Genomic DNA, 26,432 nt, shown 5'->3' with positions numbered 1-26,432 from the left:
GCGTGGTTGACAAGTTTCCACAACTTCTGGAACCCTAGAAATGACAGTTTAAGTGACGCCGAATTTTGTAGCCTGAGAGCGCTGATTTTTATGCGGCTTTGGCGAGCGAAGCGATGACAAACAGCCTTCACCCAAAATCTACCCAATGCTTACGCTGGACACAATCGACAGCACAAAAAAGCACCAACAACAATAAGTTGTCAGTGCTAATTCAAAACTAATTAGTCCCGTTCCAACAACGTCACTGATTCAATATGTGGCGTTTGCGGGAATTGATCAACGGGTTGGATCGGTTCGGTTACGTGGTAGCCAACTTCAGCGAAACGTTGGATATCACGAACTAAGGTCGATGGGTTACAGCTAACGTAAACGATCTTCTTAGGCGCCATTGCGGCTGCACTTTCGATCAAGGTTGCGTCCAAGCCCTTACGTGGTGGATCCACAACGATAACGTCCGGCTTCAAGCCCTGCTTTTGCCATTCGGCCATTTGGTATTCGGCCTTGTTGGTTTCAAAGTGGGTGTTGGTCAAACCGTTTAACTTGGCGTTCTTCTTAGCGTCTTCAACGGCGGTTGAGACAACTTCGACACCGTAAACTTCCTTGGCGTGGCGAGCCATCGCAAGGGAAATCGTTCCGATACCACAGTAGGCATCGATCACGGTTTCGTTCCCTGTTAAGCCAGCCCGGTCAATTGCAAGTTGATACAATTTTTCCGTTTGGACTGGGTTCACTTGGTAGAACGATTGGGCCGAAATTTCAAACCGGTTGCCTAACAAGGAATCATGGATCACTGGTTCGCCGTAAAGCACGTTGGTGATGGGTCCCATGATAACGTTGGTTGGGCGGCTGTTAACGTTTTGAATGATGCTGGTGATGTTTGGTAAAGCATCAACGATTTCAGCCACGATTTCCTTGGCGTGTGGTAAGGTGTGCGAGTTGGTGATCAAGCCAATCATCATTTCGTCTTCGTAGTAACTCTGACGCACCATGATGTTTCGCACGATGCCCGGTGAGTCCGTTCATCGTAAGGGGTCAACCCTTGACCACGTAAGATATCGCGAACGATCACAATGGCCTTATCGATCCGAGGATCTTGGATGTAAAAGTCTTCCAATGGCACTAAATCATGGGTGTGTTGGCGGAAGAAGCCAGTTTCTAACTCACCGTTAACTAACCGAACTGGGATTTGAGCCTTATTCCGGTAGTGGTATGGGGTTTCCATGCCAATGGTTTCGTTAACCGTTAAGTCTAACTTGCCCTTGCTTAACAAGGATTGGATCTGGTGTTGCTTGAACCGTAATTGCGCGTCGTAGGTCATGTGTTGTAATGGCGCGATCCCAGCTTGGGCGAGTTTCCGGTCCTTGGCTGGAATCTCAACGCGATCTGGTGACTTAGTCAGGTGTTCAAGAACCCGCGCAAAGCCAAAGCTCTTGCCAACCTTGGTCACAACGAACTTCACTTTTTCACCAGGTAACGCATTGGTAACGAACAGGGAGTAGTTGTCAACTTTGACAACCCCTAAGCCCTCGTACGTGACGTCCACAACGTCGCCGGTGTAGGTTTCATTTTTACTTACTGGTGCTTGTATTTTCATTAAATTCTCCTATTTGCTTAACTAAAGAAAGGTTTTGCTGCCTGAACCATCATACAGCAAAACCCTTCAAATTGATACTGATTCCTGTTAACTACTCAGTTTTCGTTGATTCTTGATCTTCTGGTAACTCCGAAACACCCTGAACGAACTTGCGCTCCGCTTCAATTAATTCCTGACTTTCAGCTTCCACTGCATCGTCTGGAATGTCATCGAGGTTGGCCACAATTTCGATGTGTTGTTTCAAGTTCAAGAACGTCATTGGTGCATCACCACCGTATTCCCCATCAAGGTTGATCATGATGCGGGAATCTTCGACTGGTTTAACATCAACTTTGCGCACCTTACGGTAAATAATTCGCGGATCGTTGATGTGCTTACCACCGTTCAACACCAGGGTCAGTAAATGCAGAATCTCTGCTAAGTTACTGGTCTTGACGATGATCATAGTAAACTTACCGTCATTTAACGATGCATCCGGTACAATTTGTTCAAAGCCACCGATTGAATTGGTCAGTGCCAAGAAGAACATTGAGCTTCACCATTATAGGTTTCACCGTCGTACCGCAGATCCATCTTAAATGGCCGGATTCGAGCAATAGTTCTGCCCCCTTCACCAAGTATGCTAAGTAGCCAAACAGCGTTTTTAACTGAGATGGCACTTCATACGTCAATTCGGTCAGTCGACCACCACCCGCAATGTTGACGAAGTAGTTTTTGCCGGCTTGCCCAATATCCATTTTGATCGTTTGTTGCTTGAGAACGACTTTGGCAGCCGCCAAGGGATCCTCACGTGGGATCTTCAAGGCTCGCGCGTAGTCGTTAGTGGTGCCGGCCGGAATAATGGCCATCATCGGTCGCCTCTTCAACCCGGCTAACCCGTTAACGACTTCGTTAATGGTGCCATCGCCGCCCGCCGCAACAACGAGGTCAAAACCGTCGCGGGCTACACGCTCCGCTTCGTCACGTGCAGAGTTAGGCGCTGGCGTTGTCGCGTACGCGCTTGTTTCATAACCAGCCTGTTCATAGACACCTAAGATATCGATCAAATCCTTCTTTAAGGCTTCGCGGCCAGAAGAAGGATTATAAATCACCCGCGCCCGTTTACGCATAAGCGTTTCCTCCAGTATTTGTTCCGAAAAATTTTACTTCTTAAGGGAAGCCATCAACAATTGGTTAACGACTTTCGGGTTAGCTTTCCCGTGGGTTTGCTTCATGATCTGACCCACTAAGAAACCAACAGCCCGGTCTTTCCCATTGTTAAAGTCTTCAACGGATTGCGCGTTGTTGGCTAAGATGTCATCGATGATTGGTTGCAATTGTGCGGGATCTGATAATTGAACCAAGCCCTTTTCTTCAACGAAGGCCTTTGGTTCCTTACCTTCAGTGATCGCCTTGAAGACTTTCTTGGCCATCTTGCTTGAAATCGTGCCGTCAGTGATCAAGTTGATCATGCCAGCTAAATTTTCAGGTGTCAGGTCAGTGTCTTGCAAGTCAGCGTGCTTGTCGTTCAAGAACGCGTTAACGTCCCCTTGCAAGTAGTTAGCAGCTGATTTGGCATCCGCACCTAACTTCACAGTGGCGTCGAAGAAGTCAGACATTTCCTTGGTTTGCGTCAAGACCATGGCATCGTAATCACTCAAGCCAAGCTCGTTGATGTAACGCTTGCGACGGTCACCAGGCATTTCTGGCATTTCGCTCCCAATTTCGTTGATCCAGTCATCAGAAATGTTCAAGGCTGGCAAGTCAGGTTCTGGGAAGTAACGGTAATCGTCAGAGCCTTCCTTGACCCGCATCAAGATCGTTTGGCCGGTCGTTTCATCAAAACGACGGGTTTCTTGTTGAATCTCGCCGCCAGACATCAAGACGCGTTGTTGACGTTGTTCTTCAAAGGCTAAGCCCTTACGAACGTAGTTGAAGGAGTTCAAGTTCTTCAACTCAGTCTTGGTCCCGTATTCCTTTTGGCCGGCTGGACGAATCGAAATGTTAACATCGACCCGCATCGAGCCTTCTTCCATCTTCACATCGGAAATTCCAGTAAATTGGATTCGTTGACGCAAAGCTTCCAAGTAAGCGTAGGCTTCGTCTGGTGAGGCGATTTCAGGCTTCGACACGATTTCAATCAATGGCGTGCCTTGACGGTTCAAATCCACGTATGAATAGTCGCGTTCGTGGGTGTTCTTCCCGGCATCTTCTTCGATATGCATCTCAGCGATCCCGATCTTCTTCTTTTCGCCGTCAACGTCAATTTCGATCCAGCCATCGTGTGCCAATGGTTTGTCGGATTGTGAAATTTGGTACGCCTTTGGGTTATCAGGATAGAAGTAGTTCTTCCGGTCAAAGTGCGTGTGTGGTTCAACGCTGGCGTGTAAGGCTAACGCTGCCATAATCCCGCTCTTAACAACGCCCTTGTTGGTTGCTGGTAAAACCCCAGGATAGCCCCAGTCAATGACGTTGGTGTTGGCGTTAGGATCGTCCCCAAATTCAACGGGGGATGGACTAAAGATCTTAGAGTTCGTCTTTAATTCAACGTGGACTTCAAGCCCAATGGTTGTGATAAAGTTCATTAGTTTTGGCCCCCTTGGTTTGGTGTTTGGTTATGAAAATCAGTGGCTTGTTCGAAGACGTAACCCGCCTTGTAAAGCGTGCTTTCGTCGAATGGCCGACCGATTAATTGCATCCCAACTGGTAATCCATTTGAGAAACCAGCAGGAATTGACATCCCTGGTAAACCGGCAAGGTTAACTGGGATGGTTAAGATATCGTTCATGTACATCGTCATTGGATCAGAAATGTCTTCGCCAATCTTGTACGCAGGTGTTGGCGCAACTGGTCCCATGATAAAGTCGTGATCCTTTAAAACGGCCTTGAAGTCGTTAATGATCAACGTCCGTACTTGGGCAGCCTTCTTGAAGTAAGCATCGTAGAACCCAGCTGAAAGGGAGAACGTCCCCAACATGATCCGACGCTTAACTTCGTCACCGAAGCCTTCAGTCCGTGACTTCACGTAAACGTCTTCCAAGTTCTTCACGTCTTGGGCCCGGTGGCCGTAACGAATCCCATCGAATCGTTGGAGGTTAGATGAAGCTTCGGAACTGGCGATGATGTAGTAGGCTGCCACACCGTACTTGTTATGTGGCAAGGACACTTCGTCCACCGTAGCGCCTAATTCGCGGTATTTGTCAGCGGCTGCCAAAATGGCATCCTTCACGTCTTGGTCGACCCCTTCGCCAAGGAATTCCTTTGGCAAACCGATCTTCATGCCCTTAACGCTGGTTTGGTCGTTTAATTCCGCAGCAAAATCAGGCACATCTTTGGTTGACGTGGTTAAATCACGTTCGTCATGCCCTGCGATTGCTGAGAGTAAAATGGCGTTATCCTTAACGGTCCGAGTCATTGGGCCAATTTCGTCCAAACTTGAACCAAAGGCAATCAAGCCCCAACGTGAGATTCGGCCGTAAGTTGGCTTCATCCCAACGATGCCGTTAAATGAAGCGGGTTGGCGAATCGAACCACCGGTATCAGAACCTAAAGTGGCGACAACTTCACCAGCCGCAACTGCCGCAGCAGAACCACCTGATGACCCACCAGGAACGACTTCGTGGTCCCAAGCGTTCTTAGTGATCTTAAAGGCTGAGTTTTCAGTTGACCCACCCATGGCAAATTCATCCATGTTGGTCTTCCCAACGTTGATGACGTCCTTGGCGTTCAAGCGTTGCATCACTGTTGCATCATAAACTGGCACAAAGTTTTCCAACATCTTGGAAGCGGCCGTTGTGGTCAAGCCCTTGGTGACGATGTTGTCCTTAATTGCCAATGGAATCCCTGATAAGACGTTATCAGCATCGATTCCCTTTTCATCTAATTCAGCTGCTTTCGCTAACGCAGCTTCTCGGTTCAAGTTCAAGAAGGCGTTCACTTCAGGGTCAGTTGCATCGATGTTATCAAAAGTGGCCTTCACTAAGTCAGTGACGGTGATTTTCTTGTTGACGAGGTCATCATGCAACGTCGTCAAATCTTGTCCAAAGTAGTTCATCGGGTCTACTCACCCTCACTTTCATCAATAATTGCAGGCACTTTAATATAGCCGTTTTCGGCTTCTGGTGCGTTTGCCAACAAGGCGTCACGTTGACCCCAGTTGTCGGCAACGTCTTCACGCATGACGTTAATTTGGTCGCTCACACTAGAAGTAGGTTCGACCCCTTCCGTATCAACTTCACTTAAGGTTTCAAATAACCCGATAATGTCATCCAATTGGGTTGTAAAGTATGCCAACTGGTCGGCGTTTAAATCGAGCTTTGCCAACGATGCTACGTGTTGGACTTGTTCTTGATCAATTCGGCTAGCCATCAAGTTTCCCTCTTTCACAAGTTTTCTGCGTTATTCGTTAATTTTAACGCTACACAGAAATTATTTTAACACAAGTCTGGAGATTGAAGAATATAAATTGTTGGTGTTTTTGGTAAGAGCGGTTTCAGTTTGGGTGGTTTGGTGGTGGGTGTGAATGATTGAGTGGTGCATTTTTACCGTCTGTTGCTTAATCATAAGTGACGATTCGAAACAATATATTGTTCGTTAGGTGCTCGGTCTTGCCCGCAGGTTATTCGAGTGCAACTGGCCATGCCCAAAAGCAAAGCGTTGCACGTAAAATGACTGGCATACTGCGCACTTTTCCTGAGTGCAACTGGCCACGCTCGTTGCTACTACGTTTGTTTCGGCTCTGTTTTGACTGGCTTTTCTTGGGGTTCTGTTACTTATCTGAAGCCTGTCAGCTACCCACTTTCTGGTCACCGCGCCGAAACGCGTAAACCGAAGCAAAGCGCTATGTATAAGGCGTCCCCTGCACGACCACCCCAAAACCGGGTGGTCGTGCAGGGGACGCCTTATACGCCGCGCTTTAACCGCTTCGTTTTACGCTCTAATACGAATTAAACACATGCGCCGTAAACTTCTTTGCCCCACTATCCCGACTCAAGAAGCTCTGAATGCCATCCGCCGACTTCACCGTAATGTCAATTGGTGCGCCTGATGGGAGATACTTTTGCGCTGCTTGTTGGAGATACTGCGTGAAGCTGATGATTTCCGTTTGGCTGTAGAACTGCGTCGTGATGTTGACGTTCATACCCGATAACTGCTTGTCCGTGTATTGGGCTTGAGCGGTGACCCCACTCAAGTTCGGGAAGAAGTTTTCGATTTGCGTCTTGAAGTTGTCAAAGGCGCTGGCATCGTTTGAGTTCCCCGTTTTGGCGCTCGATGACGTCGTTGGGTAAACGTAGTTCTTCTGGTTAACGGACTTCCACGAGCTAACCTTCGTCGTTCCCGCTTTGTTGACGGAATAGGCGAAGAAGGTCCCACCAATTAAGCTATCAGTCGCTGCTTGCTTATATAGCGCAATGGTGATCGGCACGTTCTTCAATGCTGGTTTCTTACGCATCCGTGCGAGCACTTGGTTGGCGATTTTAGCCCCTTCGCGCTTAATTGTTGCGTTACTAATATGGGTTTCGTAAGTTGCACCGTAACTCTTCTTTTCGTAGTAGTCGATTGAATTTAGCCCTAACCCAACCGTAACGCCAGAAAGGGTCAATTTCTTACCGCTTTCCTTCATGAAATCCTGTTCTTCCATCTGTTGCAAGTACATTGGATTCCGCGTCGTTGCGCCCAGCTTACCGTTGTTGACGGGGTTCAAGCCGGTTGGATTAGACTTTGACTTCCGGTTCAACCAGTTTTGAACCGTGTTGGTTGACAGGTATTGGCCTTCTTGGAAAACGTATTTGTTCGTTGAAAAGACCTTCTTGGACACGTCCAATAAGCCACTTTCAAAACTCTTTAAATTGTACTGATTATCGTTTTGGGAGACGTTAACGCCCCGTGACTTACTGGTCACGTACTTACCGTTCTTAATGACCCCTTGATACTCACCCGAAGAGGCCTCCCCGGTTAATTGGGTACCTTGCCTGAAGTTGTACTCGTTGAGGTACCTGAAGAACTCCCTAGGTTACCACAAGCACTTAAAAATAAGCCACACACGGCCACTGCAATTAGTGCTTTAACTCGTCTCATTGCCAATCTTTCCTCCATTTTCTGACGCTTTTGGATCCGCCATTTCGGCCGCAAACTGGGCTTCGTCCCAAACCGGTACGTTTAATGATTCTGCCTTAGTGAGTTTACTACCCGCATCCGTTCCCGCAATGACCAGATCAGTTTTCTTCGATACACTGCCCGTCACCGTTGCGCCTGTGATTCTAACCAAGCCGCAGCGTCTGGGCGGGTCATCGTAGTCAACTTACCCGTTAACACGACCCGCTTACCAGCAAAGAAGCCCGTTGTTGGCACTTCTTCGGCCGGTGCAGACGTATAGGTCATGTTAACGCCTTGATCAACTAATTCTTGAATCAATTGCTGAACCTCAACGTTGCCAAAATACGTGACTAAACTGTCAGCAATCGTTTCGCCAACGGAATCAATTGCCGCAATCTCATCCTGTTGCGCTGCCATAATCGCTGCCATCGTCTTGAACTGAGCCGCAATCAACTTAGCAGCTTTATTGCCGACGTGTCGGATCCCTAATCCAAATAATAAGCGTTCCAGCGAATTATTGCGACTGTTATCGAGTGCATTTAATAAATTATTAGCGGATTTCTCACCAAACTTGTCTAACGTCACCAGTTGGTCGAAAGTCAGTTTGTAGAGGTCAGCCACATCAGTCACGTAGGCTTTATCAAATAACTGCCCAATGATCCGTGGTCCGAGACCGTCAATGTTCATGGCGTTTCGAGACGCAAAGTGGGTCATCTGTTCGGCTAATTGTGCTGGACAACGCGGATTGATGCATCGTAGCGCGACTTCGTCATCCAAATGCACCAGTTCCGCCTCACAGGATGGACAATGCGTTGGAATCACGTACGCAACACTATCTGCTGGCCGTTTGGCAGGTAAATAGTTCGAAATTTCTGGAATGATATCGCCAGCCTTATGCAACATGACGGTGTCACCCAGCCGAATATCCTTTTCCTGCAAGTAATCTGGGTTGTGCAGCGAGGCTCGTGAAACCGTGGTTCCAGCAAGTTGCACCGGATCCATGATGGCCGTTGGGGTCACAACCCCCGTCCGGCCAACCGTCCATTCAATATCACGGACAATGGTTGCCGCTTCTTCCGGCGGGAACTTGTAGGCAATTGCCCAACGCGGTACCTTAACCGTTGCCCCCATTTGCCGTTGAATCGGTAACGAATTGACCTTGACCACGATACCATCGATGCCATAAGCCAAATCATCACGTCGCTGTGTATAGTAGTCAATGAACGCGTCCACGTCAGCTTCATCTTTCACCACGCGATACGTTGGGTTCGTCGTGAACCCAAGTTCAGCCAGTTCGTCAAGCATCCCGCTCTGGGTCCGTGACGTTAATGGTTCATAATCCGCCACGTTATACATAAAGGTACTTAATTTCCGTTCGGCGGTAACTCGGGTATCTAGCTGCCGTAAGCTCCCAGCAGCCGCGTTTCGAGGGTTGGCAAATACCGGTTTTCCCTCAGCCTCTCGTTTGGCATTTAAATCTAGAAACGACTGCTTAGGCATGTAACATTCGCCCCGAACTTCGATCGTCAATGGTCGTGTCAGTTTCGTTGGAATCGACGGAATCGTCTTTAAATTGGCGGTAATATCTTCACCAATCAGACCGTTTCCTCGTGTTGACCCCTGAACAAGGACGCCGTTTTCGTACTGCAACGAAATCGCTAGCCCATCAATTTTCAGTTCACAGTTATAATCGCCAGTTTCATTTTCGGTAATGTGGTCAATAAAGTCCATCAATTCTTCTTTAGAGAACACGTCCCCCAATGAAAGCATCGGAATGTCATGGGCCACTTTTGAAAAGTCGGTCGAAATCGCCCCACCAACGTTTTGAGTTGGTGAATCTGGGGTAATCAAATCCGGGTACTTCTCTTCGATTGCCACTAACTGCGCGTACTGCTGATCATAGACCGAGTCCTCAACCGTTGGTGCGTCGCTCGTATAATACGCTTCACCCCATTGGCGGAGTTTCGGTCGTAATTCGGTAGCTAACGCTTCAGCCTCAGCCTTCGTTAACGTTTCAATTGAATCTGCCATGATTGACGCTCACCTCCGTTACTTGTTGACCCGCGTGATTGGTGCAAAGGCGGCCAACAGCCGCTTCACGCCCTCTTGTGGGAACGCAATGTCTAATTCAGTGTCCTCACCGGTGCCAGAAATCTTCACCACGGTCCCGACACCCCACTTCTTATGGGTCACTTTGTCACCAGAATGCCAAGCCTGTTTGTCTGCGCCAGTCCCTTGACTGACTGCTGAACTGCTTGAACGGGTTGCGCGAGTTGGTCGTTGATAAGTCGTCGCAGTGGCCGAAGCCGTCCGCCGATCAAATGGCGTTTGCAGCGATGACCGTTGCGTACCCGGATCAACCCGATTTTCACTGTGAAGCAATTCTGGTTGAATTTCATCAATAAACCGAGACTCTGGGTTGCGTTGCGTCCGGCCATACAGCATCCGGGAGAACGCGTTAGTCAAGAATAACTTTTGCTTGGCCCGGGTGATGCCCACGTAAGCCAACCGTCGTTCCTCTTCCAATTCATCGTTTTCAGCCGCAGCGCGACTAAGTGGGAAGATGCCTTCCTCAAGACCAATCAAGAAGACTACTGGGAATTCCAACCCCTTCGCTGCATGCAACGTCATCAACGTCACTTGAGCCGGTTGTTCTTCCACGTCATCTTGATCAGACACGAGCGCCAGATCCGCTAAAAAATCAACGATTCGGCTACCAGATTCACTGGCTTCTTCATCAAACCCATCGTCAAACTTCTTCGTCACGGACAAGAATTCTTCAATGTTTTCAAGGCGGGTTTCAGATTCCAAACTTTGGTTCACTTGTAACGCCTTTTTATAACCGGAAGCCTCTAAAATTTGGTTGGTTAAATCCGTCACCGTACTATCCTTGGCGTATTCCTGCAACCGTTTGATGGTCATGCCAAAATCGCCAATGGCACCTCGAGCGCGGCTAGTAATGTTACCAGCCAGTTCAACGTTCATCGCGGCTTCGAGTTCGGTCCAGCCATTCTCGTTGGCAAACTGACGTAACTTATCTAAACTGCCGGAGCCAATGCCCCGCTTAGGTTCGTTAATGACCCGTTCCAAACTGATTGCATCAGCTGAGTTGGCCACCAGCGTTAAGTAGGCCAGTAAGTCCTTGATTTCTTTTCGGTCGTAGAACTTGTGACCACCAACGATCGTGTAAGGCACGTTAGCTTTAACCAACGTTTCTTCCATCACCCGGGACTGAGCGTTGGTCCGGTACAAAATTGCAAAGTCACCGTAAGTGTAGTGTTTTTCGCGCATTAACCGTTGAATTGACGACACCACGTAACGGGATTCGTCATTTTCGCTTTGACCACGGTAGTAACTGATCGGCTCGCCCTGACCATTATCGGTCCAAAGGTTCTTATCCCGCCGATTATCGTTGTTTTGAATGACTTCGTTAGCGGCATCCAAAATGGTTTTGGTTGACCGGTAATTTTGTTCCAACATCGTGACGTGCGCATCCGGATAATCCCGTTCGAAGTTCATGATGTTTTCCATGTTCGCCCCACGCCAACCGTAAATACTTTGGTCAGCATCCCCGACAACACATAAGTTTTGGTTCTTCTGTGCCAACAGGTTGACCAACGTATACTGGGCATCGTTGGTATCTTGGTATTCATCCACGTGGATGTACTGGAACTTATCTTGATAGTTTTCCAAGACGTCTGCATTTTCCTTAAACAGACGAATCGTCAGCATGATGAGATCATCAAAGTCCATGGCTTGGTTTTGTTGCAGCGCCTTTTGGTAAGCGCCATAAGCCTTCGCCGTAATATCCTCAAATAACGACCCAGCTTCTTGCGCCAGTTGTGCCGGCGTTTTTAATTCGTTTTTGGCGTTTGAGATCGCTGATAGAATGGCGCGAGGGTCAAACTTCTTTGGATCAACGTTCAATTCCGAAAGCACTCGCTTCATCAACGTCCGTTGGTCGCTGGTATCAGCAATTGTGAAGGCTTTGTTATACCCCAATCGATCAGCATAGCGCCGAAGGATCCGCACACACAACGCATGGAAGGTCGATGCCCATACATCGTTCCCTGATGGTCCCAGCAAGTTCACGATCCGTTCACGCATCTCACGAGCTGCCTTATTGGTAAAGGTGATGGCTAACACGTGCCAAGGCATGACCCCTTTTTCGATTAAGTAGGCGATCCGGTGAGTTAGCACCCGGGTCTTCCCACTACCGGCCCCCGCCATAATCAGTAGTGGCCCTTCCGTGTACGCCACGGCTTCCCGTTGCTTATCATTTAATTTAGCTAATAGTGAACTCTGTTCTGCCACGCCTAATCCAATCCTCTCTATCTGTTAATCCGCTTCTTTCGCATCATTTAAAATTGTCCCTTATTCTGGGGTGTAAATCAACTACTTTGTTGGGGCTTTTTTAAAAATTATGGTTGTGTTTGTGTCCAATGTAAGGGTTGGGTGCGATTTGGGTGTCGGCTGTTTGTCGTCGCTTCGCTCGCCAAAGCCGCATTGAAAACCAGCGCTCTCAGGCTACAAAATTCGGCGCCACTTGAACTGTCATTCTCAGGATTCCTGAAGTTACGAGAACTTGTCAACCACGCGCTTTCTGGCCACCACGCCGAATGGTGCTGCGCGAGACTGAGAGCTGCATGTAAGGTAAGTCCGGTAAACCCGCCAGACCCGGGCGCCTTCACCGGACTTACCTTACACACTGCTCTCAACCCGTCTCGCTCCGCACACTAACCACAACGAAAAAAGCACCCACAATATGGATGCTTCGTTCACAACACTAGCTAAGCGTCAATTATTCAGCTGATTCATCCGTTGAAGTCGGTTCTGACCAGATTTCAGTGTCATCAAGCTGTTCGAGCAGCTTGTTAACATCATCGCCCTGAACCAAAACGTGGCCGACAAGGTCATCATCATTGGTGGTTTGTTGATACCGCTGGTAATAAGAAAAATGCCAGTTCTTCTTAATGACCCACTGCGTCCGAATCGCATTGAGTTGGCGTTTCTTGAAGGCTGCTAATACGGTTGGCCGTAAGATTTCAACGTCACTTAATGGTAACCCGGCAATCGCGCGTAAATGCTGTTCAAACTGCGTGGTCGAAGTTGCTCGGTCAAAGATCCGACCGACTTCGCCAAAGGTTGGTACGATTTGCTTGACGTAGATCGCGTTGTTTGCCGTCAGCATGAAGTCAACTTCAAACACGCCAACGTAGGTCACGTTCGCCACGATTTCGTTACAGATTCGATCCAATTCACTTTGAACATCGGGTTCAATTTGTGCCGGTAAGTAAGCCCACTTCAACTGACCATCTTGCCGTTCAATCTGCACGGCGGGAAATAGCGTTGCTTCCCCATCACGTGTCCGAGCGACCGTCACCGCCAGTTCGCGGGCGTAACTAACCGTTGATTCAAGGATGTAAGTCCCCCAGTCCATCAAGCCAGCCGCCTGAGCGATGTCCGTTTGGGTCTTGATCAGCAATTCTTCACCGTGAGGCAGATCCTTTTGAATCGGCTTCAACACGGCAGGATAGCCGATCGAATTGATTGATTGGTAAATGTCATCCAGACTCACGATGGTGGCATACGGTGGGATGTTAACGTTCAGTTGTTCATAAAACGCGCGCTCCAGCAACCGATCTTGCATCACCATTTGTAAGTCAGATCCTTGTGGTAGCGCCGTTTTGTCAGCTAAAACGTCTAAAACGGCCGGGCTAAGATGTTCCGAATCGTAAGTGACGAGATCACAACGTTGTGCAAAGTCCTCTAAACGTTCGCGGTCTGACAGTTCGCCAACGATGCGAAAATCTGCTAATTGTAGCATTTCACTCGTCTCGTCTGCGCCGTATGCACCAACGTTAAAGCCTGCTTGCCGCGCAGCTGCGACGATCATCGAGCCATTGCTACTATTACCAATAACCCCGATGGTGCCTCCTGGATACAAAACATGATTGTCCAAATTCGTTCACTACCTTCTTACTTAATTCAATTATTATCTCTAATTTGATTATAACGATATTACCGAAAACCACTAGGGCTTTTACGAAAACTTAGACTTTCAGTCACTTCTGCCGGCGATTGCGGACCCGTTTGACCCAAAAACCGCCAGATATATATTTGGGTTCGTACGTAATCACGAACGCCTTTGCATCAGCTTCGTTCACCAATGCATACAATCGCCGTTCTTGATTGCGAGGCGTCAAAATATCTAAGACGAGTCGCTCGCCTTCTAAGCCTTCTGCCGAGACTGGGTTACCCCGAAGCCGTTATTTCGCAAGACTTGCGGTAACGGACTATCGGTGTTGGGTAAGATGACCGTGGCCATAATATACCCTAATGCTAGCTTATCTTCAACCCAGATGCCCACTCGAACCCCGACACCGTACCCTAAGGCGTAGGCGATGATGTTCCAGATGTTATCTAATCGGTTCAAGACCAGCGATAAGCAACCACATAAACCGTGATTTCGACCATGCTGATCAACGGTGCCAGATTGCGATAGCCCTTCATCGTCAGCATAAACCGAATCGTGTTCAACGTAATGTACACAAAGTTGACGGTAAAAATTAACACTAATGTTCCCACAGTACCCCCTCCATTTCAGGACAACAGCGGGGTCAGCGTCACGTTTTAATCGTTGTCGCTGGCGAAGGTCACGCCGTCATCAGATAATGATGCGATACTAGCTAAGGCTTCCAGGTGAATGCCTTGATCCAAGACCATTTGGTGGCCCTTTTGGAACCGTTTTTCGATAACGACCCCAACCCCGGCAACTGAAACGTTCGCTGCCTTAGCGATTTCCAACAAGCCTTGAACCGCTTGGCCGTTTGCCAAGAAGTCATCAATAATCAAAACCTTATCGTCTGGCTTAATGAAACGTTTGTCGATACTGATATCGTTGTTCACTTGCTTGGTGTATGAATAAACCGTTGCGGTGTAAAGGTTATCCGTCAACGTTAATGAGCGGTGTTTCCGGGCAAATACCACGGGCACGTTCATCTGGAGACCAGCCATCATCGCTGGTGCGATCCCAGATGATTCCACCGTTAAGATTCGCGTCACGCCTTCATCCGCAAAGAGGCGCTTAAACTCGCCACCCAGTTCGTACATCAATTGTGGGTCAACTTGATGGTTTAAAAAGTTATCCACTTTTAACACTTCACCAGGTAATACGGTTCCGTCGCGTTTGATCCGGTCTTCTAGTAACTTCATGAATAAGTTCCTCCTAATTAAGTCCAAGCATCCGATGATTAACTGTACCCTTAGTGTACCCGAAACAAAACGGCCTTTTCAATGGGTACGACCAAAAGAATCACCAAAATCGAGATAATTTTAACCAAGCTACCAATTTAGTAGTGTGCCGATCCCGATAAAGACGATGCAGAACACCGCCAAAATAATCGCATTTTTCACGATGTAACGAAAGGTTTCTTTTTTAACCTGTTTGGCTTGGAATCGCCGGGTATTTTTCAGCACCAGTGGGATGCTGCCTAACACCAAGAGACTCATGTAAGGCAAACTGTGCCAAAAAACGCTGAGTACTAGACAAACGTAACCAGCAACGTAACAGCCACTCAGCACCTTGAGCATCGCTGGTTTACCAAAGTAGTAGACGATGGTCTTACGATTCAGGAGCTTATCTTCTTCGGCATCGCACAAATTATTCGCCAGCATAATGTTACTAATGGCAAACACCGCGATCCCAGAGGCCAACAGAATCCGTAAAAAGCCGCCGATGCCAATCGTGAATACCGCTTGAATATTTAAGTAGACCGAAATTAAGGTGATGACGAACCCCATCGTGAGCCCTGAGAAGACTTCCCCAAACGGCGTCGTCGAAATCGGCCGGGGTCCAGCCGCGTAAAAATAACCGACTGCAAAGCAAAAGACGCCCATCACTAATAGTGGCCAGCCAGTTTCAAACACTAATATCAAGCCCAGCACCGCGGCACTACCAGCCAATAAAAAAATCAAATTGCGAATTAACGTCATCGAAAGGTGATTGACCCCGATGATGTTAGTCTGTTGCTTCCAAGTTGATGCTTCCTTGGTCGCGTGGCGGTAATCTGAATAATTGTCGTGCGCATCAACCGCCATATTAAATAAGAGCATGGCCACAAAAAAAGTCAGCGCTAGCGGCCAGTTCACAACGCCGTACACGTAGCTTGCGATGTACAGGCCCATAAAAAAGGGAAACACGGACGCAATTTTAGCCTTCGCTTCCACTAATTCTAAAAACACTTGAATCGACATTGCCGAACCTCCAATCAAAAATCTAACAAGACCGTGCCAGCTTGCAGTCCTGACACGGTCCAAGTTTGCTTATTTAGTGTAACGATTAGGCGTTAAAAATGCAATGTTCCCCTAGTCCGTTGAGGTCGCGTCCAACCCCTGATCCAACTCGTATAACCGGCGGAACCGGGCTTCGGTTCGGTAAAGCTCAACCGGCGTCCCTTGCATATCAAACTGACCTTTTTCCAAAAAGCGGACCTGGTCAACGTGCTTGATACCCGCCAAGTGATGGGTGACCCAGATGATCGTTTTATCCGCTAACACGGTAAACACCGTATCCAACAGGTGTTTTTCGGTAATTGGATCCAAGCTCACCGTGGGTTCATCCAAAATGATGATTGGCGCATCCTGCAATAGAATCCGCGCCAGCGATAACCGTTGCCGCTCACCACCGGAGAACCGATTCCCGGCTTCTTGAACCAGCGTGTCATACCCCTGCGGCAGCGAGGTGATCAACGGTTCCAGTCCAACGGCCGCAATCGCCGACTTGACATCCTCATCCGTTGCTTGCAAGTTGCCCAACCGAACGTTATTCATCACCGTGGTGTCAAACAAGTACGGTTGCTGATCAAGCACCCCAAACAAGCTGGCGCGCTGGGTTTGTAACCGACTCATGGTGACCCCGTTTAGTAATGGTGCCCTGAGTCGGTTGCGCATCGCCGACTAACAGTTTCAATAAAGTACTCTTTCCAGTTCCACTTGGTCCCAATAGCGCCAGCTTCTCACCCCGCTTAACCGTCAGCGAAATATCCTTTAAAACAGGCGTTTCTGCCCCTGGATACGTGTATTGCACGTGGTCAACGCGGAGTGCCGTAACGGGGGCCGTTAACGTCTGTTGCGCCGCCGTCTCAGATTGACTCGCTGACTCGGATAACTGATTCACCCGCGTAATGGATTGCCGGTAAACCGGCCACTCACTGGCCCCCTGACTCATTTCAAGGAACGGTTCGATCACTGGAAACAACGCCAACGCAAAGGCCGCGACCCAGTTCGCCGAAGTTTTGGTTGTGGTAAATGCCGTCCCGGACCAAACTAGCAGTGTCACCACTGCGGCTAAAAAGATAACTTGAACGGCCAGCCCCCGCCACCATTGAAAGTAGTGGTCTCGACGTCGAAGTTGCGCAATCTCATCAATAGCCGTTCGCTGATGCGCCATAAAATCAGTATAGCGTCCCGAAATCACCCAATCGGTCAATCCGAGAACTTCATCAGTCAATTGCGTATAGAACTGTCCCTGCAACTGCTTTTGCCGAAATTCCCGCGCCCCGTTAAAGGCAACTGAAATTAGCGGCATGACGATCACAATCAATCCCAGTAAGAGCGCTAATAATAAGGCCACTGGCCAACTGAAAACGCCCACGCCAATCACGATCACGAGGTACAGCAACCAACCAATCACCATTGGAAATACCGTGCGCAAATAAAGATTTTCGATGTGATCAATATCATCCGCTAATAAACTGAGTAGATCCCCCGTCTGATGGGTTTGCTTGATCGTCACAGCAGTCCGTTCAACGGCCTGATACAATCGCCGTCGAAAATCCGAAACGATGCGTAACACCCAGTTATGGCTGGTCAAACGCTCGGCATACCGAAAGACGGGACGGGCGATCCCGAATCCCCGTGCTAAGACCACTGGCACGTAGATCACGATCACCGAGAACGGTTGTCGGGCCGCTGAACTGATCAAGAACCCAGAGTTAAACATCAACGCCCCCGCTGACAGGAACGTCATCAATCCTAAGAACAAAACCAGCGTCAACAACCATTTGTAACGGCGCAGATACGGCATGACCCACGTATCGTGTGCAAAAGTTTCCTTAAACCCGAACATCGTCATCCCTCATTTCTGCAACTAAGCGACTATAGGCCCGTCTCGCTGACTAAGCTCAGCTGGGGTGCCTGTTCCTTAAGTTCGCCATTTTCCAACACCAGCACCCAGTCCATCTGGTTTAACCAGTGTAGCCGGTGGGTCGCAAAGAACACTAATCGGTTGGCCATCAACGGCAACATATCCTGTTTTAGTGCCGCTTCCGTTTCAATATCAAGGTGGGCCGTGGGTTCGTCAAATAACAGCACCTGCCGCTGATCATCCAGCAAAGCCCGCGCCAACGCGATTCGTTGCGCCTGTCCGCCACTCACCCCCCGCGCGCCTTCACCGATCACCGTTTCCAGGCCATCCGGTAAGGTGGCTAACCAGTCGGTCAACCCCGCCTGTTCACAGGCACGTTGAATAGCTGATAACGAGGCGGTCGGCTGATAAAAGGCCACGTTTTGCGCCACGGTTTCTCGAAATAGATACGGTTTTTGTGGCACGTAATAGCAGTTCTGCTGCCACTTGGTCTGCGTTAAATGCGGTAACGACTCCCCGTTTAACGTGATATGCCCGGGTTCATCTGGTGACAAGAAGCCACCCAAAACGTTGAGCAACGTTGATTTTCCAGATCCGGAAGTACCAATAATGCCGACCCGTTGTGGCCCGTGAATGTTAAAGTTAATGTCCTTCAAAGTTGGCGTTGACGTCCCCGGATAAGTCGCATTCACGTGCTCAAACCGCAACTCAGTAGTCGCCTGAATGTGACCAGTCGTGAGCACTTCTTGATCCGTTACCGTTGGCATCGCCAAAACGTCGTTGACCGCTTGCCAGGCATTTTACCATTCAACGTTGCGTGGTAGTCACTTGCGAAGTTGCGAATCGGTAAAAAGTAGTCTGGTGCCAGCGTTAAAATCGTTAACGCTGGGAGTAACGTCGTTCGACCGGCCAACAAGTCAAAGCCTAAGAAAACCGCCACCACGGCCACTGACAGGGTCGTGAAAAAGTCCAGCGCAAACGTTGACGTCATTGCCACCCGTAACGTCGACATGGTTTCCTTTCGATAGTCTTCACTCACTTGGTAAACATTACCGGCGTACTTGCGGGAAAGACCGAGCTGTTTCAAGGTGCCTAAGCCACGTAAAGTATCCACAAAGTTATTTGACAGCCGCTGATAGCCTGCATACTGCCGGTCGGCCTTACTTTTGGCGGCCAGACCGAGAATCACCATGAATAAAATAATAACCGGATAAATTAGCAGTAAAAAGGCCGCCTGCTGCCACTGCAACCAGGCAATGTAGGCCAAAATAACCCATGGCGTGATGCCAAGGTCCAACACTTTAATAATGACTAACATGAGGTACGTTTGAACTTGGTCGATGCCCTCTAACGCCATCGTCACAATGTTGCCGGTCCCACTTTTAGCAACAACGCTGGGACCCAGTCGAAAAATTTGCGCCATCAATTGGGTTCTGAGTTCACCGCTGGTTTGTTCAACGAACGGGAAAAAGACTCGATTTTGAGCCACCGTGAGTAAATGGCGAACTAAGAAACAACCGCTAAAAATCAGCGTTGGCACCACAATTGAATTTAACGCCCGTAACTGCCACAAGTTAACAACCGCAATCGCTAAAGCTCGTGCTTGACCAACGATCATTACGGCTTGAAGTGCGATCAACACCAATAAGATTGCGATTCGACTCTTGATGCCAGGTAATTGAAATAACCGTTTATCAAACATCTCCAACCCCTACTTTCTCAACAATCAATCAAAACAAGCGGGCATGGGGCATCGCGCTTTGGCCCCGCGCCCGCTTGTTCAAAACGCCTCAGTACATTCAGACTTCACCGATCTCCGGTGATTTTAACCGTTTGTAAAAGACCCAGTAACTCCAAATGAAGTAAACTAACACGATTGGTAAAATCGAAAAGGCAATGATGGTCATCAAGTGCAGGGTATACGGTGAACTCGATGCATCTTTGATCAAAATCGAATGGGCACTATTCGTGGCAATCATGACTCGTGGAAACAGACCGTTAAAGATCAAGACAACCACGCTGATCAACGATAGTCCACTGGCGAGAAAAGCCGTCCAGTTATGGGCTTGGCCGACACCCCACCAAGCGATTAACGTGAGGATCACTAACACGATCAGAATCGCCCAAGTGCTCGTTGCCTTCATCGCAAAGAAGTCGGTGGTCATGTAGAGTAACCCGACAAATACAACTTCCCCCACAATCAAAACTGGGTAAAGCACTTTATTCCACTTCTGCGCCCGATCTCGTAGTGAGCCGCTGGTCTTCAATTGTAGGAAGTTCAAGCCGTGAATCAAGCACATCAGGCTCACCGCAACGCCACCAACAATTGAAAAGAGGTTGACGTAGGTCCCAAAGTTCCCAAAAATATTGCCATCGGCATCCATTGGCACACCCTGAATCATGCTGGTAAACATCATGCCAAACAAGAAGGCCGCACAGAAGCTACCAAGCGTTGCCGCCCATTCCCAGAACTGACGCCACCGACTGGTCTGCATGTTCGCCCGAAATTCAAACGAGACACCCCGAAAAATTAGGGCCACTAAAATTAAGAACAAAATGATGTAGTAGCCAGAAAACAGGGACGCATACCACATTGGAAATGAGGCAAACATCGCACCACCCGCGGTGATCAGCCAAACTTCGTTACCATCCCAGTGGGGGCCAATTGTTTGAATGATTGTGTCGCGTTCAGCGGTATTTCGACCGAAGAAGCGAACGGCCATGCCGATGCCGAAATCGAAGCCTTCTAGGAAGAAGAAGCCGCTAAACAGCACCCCGATAAGCAAGAACCAAAGTAACTGCAAATTAGTCATGGTTAAACGCCTCCGTTCCAAATGGATCCGTCACGTGCGGCTCATGGGACTCGCTGGTATAACCCGAAACGTCAACGTTATCCGGTCCGGCTTTCAACACCCGGTGTGACAAGATGATCATCACAAGTCCTAAGCCAGCAAACAACGCGAAGTACACGATATTCGTGAACAGCAGTGAGCCCACCGTTGACGTTGGCGAAACCGCATCCGCAATTGTAAGTAAGCCGTAAACGACCCACGGTAACGCCCAAATTCAGTGACGAACCACCCCGTCGTGTTCACGATGAACGGTAACCACATGGCTAACCCGAGAATAACTAAGAACCAGCGCTGCCGCATAATGGTTGAAGCCTTCTTCCGGTTAAAGAACAGCCCCACAAGTGCTAACAGAATAAACAACCCACCCGAAACAGCCATGATCCGGAAACTCCAAAACAGGGTCTTCGTTGGCACGTAGTAGTTCATGTCCTTCCCGAACTTCTTATCGTAAGTCGCATGTAATTCACGGTTAACGGCATTTTGGCCCTTCACCGTTCCAGATAATTTATGATAGCTTAAAATATTGAGGACGTAAGGGACTTCAATGCTTGATTTCGTCTGGTGATTCTTAGTATCAAACGTTGAAATAACTGCCCAGTCCCCTTTTTGCGTGGAATTTTTGTACAGCCCTTCCATCGCCGCAAACTTCATGGGCTGGTTTTGAATCAGGTAACGGGTTTGAACGTCCCCGGCTGCAACTGAACCTAAACTGGCAATCAAGCCAATCACTAGGCTACGTTCAGTGACTTCCGGTAAAATGATTCGTGGTCCTTTTTCAGCAACCGCCAAGCTGAAGCCCCCGCAATGACGAAGGACGCGGTAACGCCCGCCCCCATAATCACGTGTGGGAATTCCAACCATAACTGCGGGTTGGTGACAACTTGAGCAAAATCGGTCATAACGACCCGCCCAGTTTTCGTGTTGATGGCGAAGCCCACCGGATTTTGCATAAAACTATTGGCTGCTAGGATCCAAACGGCTGACAAGGTTGACCCAAATGCAACCAACCAGATAAACAGCGCGTGGATGCCTGGTTTAAACCGGTCCCAGGTAAACATCCAGAGACCAATAAACGTGGATTCCAAGAAGAACGCCGCCAACGCTTCAATGGCCAACGGTGCACCGAAAATATCCCCCATAAACCGGGAATACTCCGACCAGTTCATCCCAAATTGAAATTCCTGAATGATCCCAGTGACGACCCCAACGGCAAAACTATACAGAAAAATCTTACCCCAGAATTGACTCATCCGCCGATAGGTCTCGTCACGTTTAACAACGTAAAGTGTCTCCATCACTGCCACAATAAATGCTAACCCAATTGAAAATGGCACGAAGAAAAAGTGAAAGACGGTCGTCATCGCAAACTGAAACCGTGAGAGCGACAAGACCGACATCCCGATACTTAACATGATATCCCCCCTCACAACATTAAACTGCTCGGCCACTAATCAATGACCAACCAGCACTATCCCTAGTTTAGAAAAATTCCTATTACCTTACAGATTTATTATATCGGGTGATAAATGAAATTTCAATAGAAAGGGCTTACATTTTAGGTGTTTGTGAGGCGTTCAGAAAGTGGAGCGTAAGGGCGTCTAAGTTAAACTACCGGTCCTTGGTAGTTTGACTTAGACGCCTTACGTGCAACTTTTTGCCTCACAAAACACGTTTCGGCGTGGTCGCCAGAACGAACAAAAGCGGCCAAACTTCTGAATATCACATAACTGCGGAAAACAACAGCTGACACCGAGCCGAAACATACGCTGCCTCGCGCTACTCAGCCAACTATTCAGGATAATCACTACTGACGCCGAATTTCGTAGCCCGAAAGCCCCAATCTCCATGCGGCTTTGACAAGCGAAGCGATGACAAACAGCCAACACTCAAACCGCGCACAAGCCCCATACCCGCCATAAACATCAATAAAAATATCAAACTCCAAAATAAATCACCCCACAAAAAAAGCCCCCCAAACGCCAATCCCAAGCATTCAGAGAACCACTATTCAACCTAATTCAAACCATTAATCGGCTTGTTCATCGTCTTCAGTCGTTTCCGTTTCGGGAGCGGCCTTGATCAGTTTCACTTGCTTCTTGTTGATGATCACCCGATCGTGATACTTATCAACGATCTCAGCATCGTCACTCTTAAACGTGATCATGAATGAGTTTTGGTATTCCTTATCAATAAACCCTTCAAACGTTTGTCCTTCTAATTTAAATGAAACTTGATCGCCAGTTTTCAATGACTTCATCTCCCAATCATTATGCGCGCCTTTGGTCAAATCGCCAAAAGCAGACCCAATCTCACAGGGCAAGACCGGTCTTAAACTTAACGTACATTACTTGATTTTAGTTAATTTGTCAAGGGAAAGATCTACTGATACGGGGATTATTGGGATCATTTTTTCCAATTCTGCCTTGTTAATCGCTATAGCCTAATTTCAATTTAAACCGTCATGTTATCCCTTGCTGACGCGTGTACCCACCGGTTGTGCCCTTATGGTTGACCCATTTCAAAATTCTTGCAAGATTCACTGAAAAGTCCGGAATAAGTATCGTCAACCACTTGAATATTTGTTAAGATAGGTTGATTCCAATTTAATCGACCGACATAGAAAGGAGGCCCTTACCTTACCATGACGCCATTGCAGATATTTCTATCATTCGGACTTTCCCTGTTAACCAACATGATCGTCCTTGGTGGCGCAATTTCATTTCTTTTTTGGCTAGATGAGCAACGAAATGCCAAACTCGTTGCCGTCCGCCCCGTCCTGAAAGCCGTTTTGAGTACGCTGTTTTTAGCCTACCTCTTCGGCGAATCATGGATCCATACATATTTAGAGCCAAACGGCTTCGGTCTCCACTGGACGTTTTTAAACATGCTGATTATCGTCATGTTCCTGCTTAACGTTCGCTTGGGTATCCGCTGGCAAGGTATCATCGAAGTTGGGCTAATGTTGTGTTACGTCGTTCTTTATTCGGCTGACAGTACACCAATTCTTTGGCTAAGTTACGCTGGGTTTGCACTCATTATTTGGCTGACAACGACTTGGCGTGGGTGGCTACTTCAACGGCGTTATCGCTTGTACAGCACGTTGACGCTATTTGCCGCGGTCACCATTGGCTTAATTGCGTCAATGGATACCGTTGACACCGACGCTACTTTTGGTTACGCCAAATCACGGCCCTCGTTATCCTAAGCATCACGGGAATCGAATATAACCAGACGCTTGACCGATCGTTGGCCACTAATCGCAAGCTTGTTCGCAAAGCCACTACGGACGGCCTCACCAACCTCAAGAATTTCAGTCAGTTTGATCACGACCTGCAAGTCGCCTTCACGAATTACCAGACTGATCACACCCCATATGCCGTGTACGAGCTTGATTTAGACCTCTTTAAGCACGTCAACGATACCTATGGCCATCCAACCGGCAATCGCGTTTTACAAACGGTTGCCGAAACGCTGCATGCTTGTACGGCAAACGCCCCCTTTACCGCGACCGCCTATCGTTTGGGCGGCGAAGAGTTCGGTGTGATCGTCAACGAAGACTGCACGGACCCGACTTATGCGATGCGGATCGCCGCCCATTTTCGTCAACAGCTTGCTGCTCAGAAGTTAACCGAATTTGATTTAGCGGTAACGACCTCGATTGGTGCTGCTAATAGCCGTGACGAACACTATCACTACCATGACATCTACAAAGCGGCCGATAAAAGTTTGTATTTATCCAAACAACGTGGTCGAAACCGCGTAACGATTGAAGGCCAAACGATTGCCTGAACCTAAAAAATTCCCCTGAATGCCAACGTGGCTTCAGGGGAATTTTTACGTTAATTTACTTCATACCTAAGTTTTTCAATTGTCCTTGCACGATTGAATCACATAAATCGTCATAGGCGATACCCGCCGCATCAGCCTCTTGTGGCATCAATGACAACGGAGTCATCCCAGGCAACGAGTTAGCTTCAATCACGTACAAGCCATCGGTGTTCCAGAAGAAGTCGATTCGACCGTAGTTCTGAAGACCCAAGGCGTTAAAGGTTTGAATCGCGATTCGCTTCATCTCATCGTGAACCTCGTCCGGAATCTCAGGTGGTGTCTGGAACTTCGTGGTGTTCCCAGTCACAAATTTGTGTTCGAAATCGTACCAACCATCGTTAACGATGATCTCGATTGCTGGCAACGCCGTCCCGTTGACCACCGCCATTGAGAATTCACGACCCTTGATGTACTCTTCAATGACCACATCATCGTCAAATTCAAAGCTGGCTTGTAAATCCTTTTGAAGTTCGGCATCATCATGCGCAATGTACATACCAACACTTGACCCACCATTGGCCGGTTTAACCACTACTGGGAAATCAAATGGCAACTCAAAATCAGCCGCCGTTGACTTCGTTAAGTTGATAAAACGAGCCGTCTGGATGCCGTTATACAACATCACTTGCTTCGACAGACTCTTGTCCATCGCAAGGCCGGAAGCCAATGGCCCACTACCGGTGTAAGCAATGTTATTTAAGTCCAACACTGCTTGAACCTTCCCGTTTTCACCATCGCCACCGTGTAACCCGATCCAAACGATGTCGGCCATGGCCGCAATCTTCAAGACATTTGGGCCAAAGAGTTGCGTCGTGCCGTCTGGCCGCAACGCGTTGATCACGTCATCCGTCATGATCTCATCACTAATGTTGAGGTCGATGGCCTGTTCGTCACTGGTAAACAACGCTGCTAACTGCTGTTCGTCCGCCGCCGGTAATCCTAAAAACAAGTCAACTAAAGCAACTTCGTAACCCTTTCGCCGTAGTGCGTTAGCGACCTTGGCGCTTGAAGACAGGGACACGTTACGTTCCGTGCTGCGTCCACCCGCTAATACCACAATCTTCATATTGTTTTCCTCCGCGTTCTTTCTTAGAACCTTCAGTATAGCATGAATGAAAAATGCCGGCTACCGGTCTGCGACTTGTCTAATTAAATTATCATTTTGCAAATCGAAGCAGTGGCTTGGCGATCAATGGCACCAACACGCCGGATAAAATCGCTTCCGGAATCCCATTAGTCCCCATGATACCTAACAAGTATGGCATGATGGCATCAACGTTCAATTTATCCAATGGCAACATCCCCATGTAGTAAAGAATTGCCATAAAGCCAAGCACCAACACCGTATTGACCAACGCCCCAACGACGCCAGTCAGTGAGAGTTGCCAAACCTTAGCGTCAGTTGGCCGCCCCTTAACGAGTTTCAAAAACAACCAGCCACTGATCAAACCAATTAACAACCGTGGTAATACCGAAACAAGTGGATTAACCAACACGTAAATCGCAATTGGACTAGTTGGCCAGGCAAACGCCCGAATCCAATTGATCAGCCCCCAAGTCAAGCCCACTAGCGTCCCATCACGAGGACCGAGGATAACTGCTGCAATAATGACCGTAATCTGAATAATCGCAATACTAAATGGCCCAACCGGAATGTACCCTAACAACGGAATGACGTTTTGAATAATTACAATCGCAAAAAAAAGTGCCAAAATACTGATATGAAAGGCACGACTTCGACTTTGAATGATAATCCCTCCCAATGCGATCCCAGTCGACTGGCACCGCAAGTTTTCCCTATTTTAGCATATTATTTGTGAATGCGATGATTTCATGCACAATCGCTTACATCAATTTTAGTTTAGTGTTGTTGTTTGTGTCCGTCGTAAGTGTGTGAAGTTTGTGAAACTTGGCTTCGTTGACGCGTTAATCATGG

The 26,432-nt window shown here is 48.2% G+C and carries 15 protein-coding genes and 7 pseudogenes; 2 read left to right on the top strand and 20 right to left on the bottom strand.

What is annotated here, in order from left to right:
- Positions 1–221: 221 nt before the first annotated feature.
- The 18 genes and pseudogenes from rlmD to JCM2765_RS10150 all read right to left on the bottom strand — a co-directional run bounded on the left by rlmD (position 222) and on the right by JCM2765_RS10150 (position 22,916).
- Positions 222–1,594, bottom strand: a pseudogene (gene rlmD / locus JCM2765_RS10230) (23S rRNA (uracil(1939)-C(5))-methyltransferase RlmD).
- Between the two features lie 91 nt (positions 1,595–1,685).
- Positions 1,686–2,703 (bottom strand): annotated as a pseudogene (locus JCM2765_RS10225) (diacylglycerol kinase).
- 33 nt (positions 2,704–2,736) lie between these two features.
- The gene (gatB, locus tag JCM2765_RS10220; protein WP_054736527.1) at positions 2,737–4,158 is read right to left on the bottom strand and encodes an Asp-tRNA(Asn)/Glu-tRNA(Gln) amidotransferase subunit GatB; all 1,422 of its coding nucleotides are present in this window, start codon (positions 4,156–4,158) and stop codon (positions 2,737–2,739) included.
- The gene (gene gatA / locus JCM2765_RS10215) at positions 4,158–5,627 is read right to left on the bottom strand and encodes an Asp-tRNA(Asn)/Glu-tRNA(Gln) amidotransferase subunit GatA (protein WP_054736525.1); all 1,470 of its coding nucleotides are present in this window, start codon (positions 5,625–5,627) and stop codon (positions 4,158–4,160) included. The genes gatB and gatA overlap by 1 nt, the downstream gene beginning before the upstream one ends.
- Before the next feature lie 5 nt (positions 5,628–5,632).
- Positions 5,633–5,941, bottom strand: a complete 309-nt coding sequence (gene gatC, locus JCM2765_RS10210; protein WP_054736523.1) for an Asp-tRNA(Asn)/Glu-tRNA(Gln) amidotransferase subunit GatC — start codon at positions 5,939–5,941, stop codon at positions 5,633–5,635.
- Positions 5,942–6,509: 568 nt separating this feature from the next.
- Positions 6,510–7,651, bottom strand: a pseudogene (locus JCM2765_RS10205) (CamS family sex pheromone protein).
- Positions 7,638–9,700 (bottom strand): annotated as a pseudogene (gene ligA, locus JCM2765_RS10200) (NAD-dependent DNA ligase LigA). The pseudogenes JCM2765_RS10205 and ligA overlap by 14 nt, the downstream one beginning before the upstream one ends.
- An 18-nt stretch (positions 9,701–9,718) precedes the next feature.
- Positions 9,719–11,983, bottom strand: a complete 2,265-nt coding sequence (gene pcrA, locus JCM2765_RS10195; RefSeq protein ID WP_054736520.1) for a DNA helicase PcrA — start codon at positions 11,981–11,983, stop codon at positions 9,719–9,721.
- A gap of 487 nt (positions 11,984–12,470) precedes the next feature.
- Positions 12,471–13,631 (bottom strand): ATP-grasp domain-containing protein, encoded by a 1,161-nt coding sequence (locus JCM2765_RS10190; protein WP_054736519.1) that lies wholly within the window; start codon positions 13,629–13,631, stop codon positions 12,471–12,473.
- A gap of 103 nt (positions 13,632–13,734) precedes the next feature.
- A pseudogene (locus JCM2765_RS10185) lies at positions 13,735–14,257 on the bottom strand (DUF2179 domain-containing protein).
- 45 nt (positions 14,258–14,302) lie between these two features.
- Positions 14,303–14,884 carry a xanthine phosphoribosyltransferase gene (locus JCM2765_RS10180; RefSeq protein ID WP_054736517.1) on the bottom strand — a complete coding sequence of 194 codons (582 nt, stop codon included), beginning with the start codon at positions 14,882–14,884 and terminating at the stop codon, positions 14,303–14,305.
- Between the two features lie 129 nt (positions 14,885–15,013).
- Positions 15,014–15,925, bottom strand: coding sequence for a 1,4-dihydroxy-2-naphthoate polyprenyltransferase (locus tag JCM2765_RS10175; RefSeq protein WP_054736514.1), 912 nt, complete (start codon positions 15,923–15,925; stop codon positions 15,014–15,016).
- Positions 15,926–16,036: 111 nt separating this feature from the next.
- Positions 16,037–17,798 (bottom strand): annotated as a pseudogene (gene cydC / locus JCM2765_RS10170) (thiol reductant ABC exporter subunit CydC).
- 29 nt (positions 17,799–17,827) lie between these two features.
- Positions 17,828–18,583 (bottom strand): ATP-binding cassette domain-containing protein, encoded by a 756-nt coding sequence (locus JCM2765_RS19285; RefSeq protein WP_225352066.1) that lies wholly within the window; start codon positions 18,581–18,583, stop codon positions 17,828–17,830.
- Positions 18,571–19,518 carry an ABC transporter transmembrane domain-containing protein gene (locus tag JCM2765_RS19280; RefSeq protein ID WP_225352065.1) on the bottom strand — a complete coding sequence of 316 codons (948 nt, stop codon included), beginning with the start codon at positions 19,516–19,518 and terminating at the stop codon, positions 18,571–18,573. The genes JCM2765_RS19285 and JCM2765_RS19280 overlap by 13 nt, the downstream gene beginning before the upstream one ends.
- Before the next feature lie 97 nt (positions 19,519–19,615).
- On the bottom strand, positions 19,616–20,629 hold the full coding sequence (gene cydB / locus JCM2765_RS10160) for a cytochrome d ubiquinol oxidase subunit II (protein ID WP_054736512.1): 1,014 nt from the start codon (positions 20,627–20,629) through the stop codon (positions 19,616–19,618).
- Positions 20,622–22,080 (bottom strand): annotated as a pseudogene (locus JCM2765_RS10155) (cytochrome ubiquinol oxidase subunit I). Before JCM2765_RS10155 ends, cydB begins: the two are co-directional and overlap by 8 nt.
- 614 nt (positions 22,081–22,694) lie before the next feature.
- The gene (locus JCM2765_RS10150) at positions 22,695–22,916 is read right to left on the bottom strand and encodes a DUF2187 domain-containing protein (protein WP_225352064.1); all 222 of its coding nucleotides are present in this window, start codon (positions 22,914–22,916) and stop codon (positions 22,695–22,697) included.
- Positions 22,917–23,309: 393 nt separating this feature from the next.
- Here JCM2765_RS10150 and JCM2765_RS10145 point away from each other — a divergent pair, with 393 nt between their 5' ends.
- Together JCM2765_RS10145 and JCM2765_RS10140 are read left to right on the top strand one after the other, a co-directional pair.
- Entirely contained in the window at positions 23,310–23,873 is a 564-nt protein-coding gene (locus tag JCM2765_RS10145; RefSeq protein ID WP_054736509.1) for a hypothetical protein, read from the top strand.
- A 41-nt stretch (positions 23,874–23,914) separates the two neighbouring features.
- Positions 23,915–24,457 carry a GGDEF domain-containing protein gene (locus tag JCM2765_RS10140; protein WP_054736506.1) on the top strand — a complete coding sequence of 181 codons (543 nt, stop codon included), beginning with the start codon at positions 23,915–23,917 and terminating at the stop codon, positions 24,455–24,457.
- Between the two features lie 55 nt (positions 24,458–24,512).
- On the opposite strand, the gene JCM2765_RS10135 is transcribed toward JCM2765_RS10140, so the two are convergent.
- Together JCM2765_RS10135 and JCM2765_RS10130 are read right to left on the bottom strand one after the other, a co-directional pair.
- Positions 24,513–25,562, bottom strand: coding sequence for a D-alanine--D-alanine ligase family protein (locus JCM2765_RS10135; RefSeq protein ID WP_054736504.1), 1,050 nt, complete (start codon positions 25,560–25,562; stop codon positions 24,513–24,515).
- Positions 25,563–25,653: 91 nt separating this feature from the next.
- Positions 25,654–26,244 carry an ECF transporter S component gene (locus tag JCM2765_RS10130; protein ID WP_054736529.1) on the bottom strand — a complete coding sequence of 197 codons (591 nt, stop codon included), beginning with the start codon at positions 26,242–26,244 and terminating at the stop codon, positions 25,654–25,656.
- Positions 26,245–26,432 lie beyond the last annotated feature (188 nt).

This window comes from Secundilactobacillus similis DSM 23365 = JCM 2765, from assembly GCF_001311075.1.
GTDB lineage: Bacteria > Bacillota > Bacilli > Lactobacillales > Lactobacillaceae > Secundilactobacillus > Secundilactobacillus similis.
This window is presented reverse-complemented; position numbering and strand designations above follow the sequence as displayed.

What these genes read in the sequence shown, in the direction of transcription:
- JCM2765_RS10180 (WP_054736517.1), bottom strand. Translation starts at nt 14,884, where the DNA reads ATGAAGTTACTAGAAGACCGGATCAAACGCGACGGAACCGTATTACCT.
- JCM2765_RS19280 (WP_225352065.1), bottom strand. Translation starts at nt 19,518, where the DNA reads ATGTTTGATAAACGGTTATTTCAATTACCTGGCATCAAGAGTCGAATC.
- gatB (WP_054736527.1), bottom strand. Translation starts at nt 4,158, where the DNA reads ATGAACTTTATCACAACCATTGGGCTTGAAGTCCACGTTGAATTAAAG.
- JCM2765_RS10135 (WP_054736504.1), bottom strand. Translation starts at nt 25,562, where the DNA reads ATGAAGATTGTGGTATTAGCGGGTGGACGCAGCACGGAACGTAACGTG.
- gatA (WP_054736525.1), bottom strand. Translation starts at nt 5,627, where the DNA reads ATGAACTACTTTGGACAAGATTTGACGACGTTGCATGATGACCTCGTC.
- cydB (WP_054736512.1), bottom strand. Translation starts at nt 20,629, where the DNA reads ATGACTAATTTGCAGTTACTTTGGTTCTTGCTTATCGGGGTGCTGTTT.
- gatC (WP_054736523.1), bottom strand. Translation starts at nt 5,941, where the DNA reads ATGGCTAGCCGAATTGATCAAGAACAAGTCCAACACGTAGCATCGTTG.
- JCM2765_RS19285 (WP_225352066.1), bottom strand. Translation starts at nt 18,583, where the DNA reads ATGCCAACGGTAACGGATCAAGAAGTGCTCACGACTGGTCACATTCAG.
- JCM2765_RS10175 (WP_054736514.1), bottom strand. Translation starts at nt 15,925, where the DNA reads ATGTCGATTCAAGTGTTTTTAGAATTAGTGGAAGCGAAGGCTAAAATT.
- JCM2765_RS10145 (WP_054736509.1), top strand. Translation starts at nt 23,310, where the DNA reads ATGACGCCATTGCAGATATTTCTATCATTCGGACTTTCCCTGTTAACC.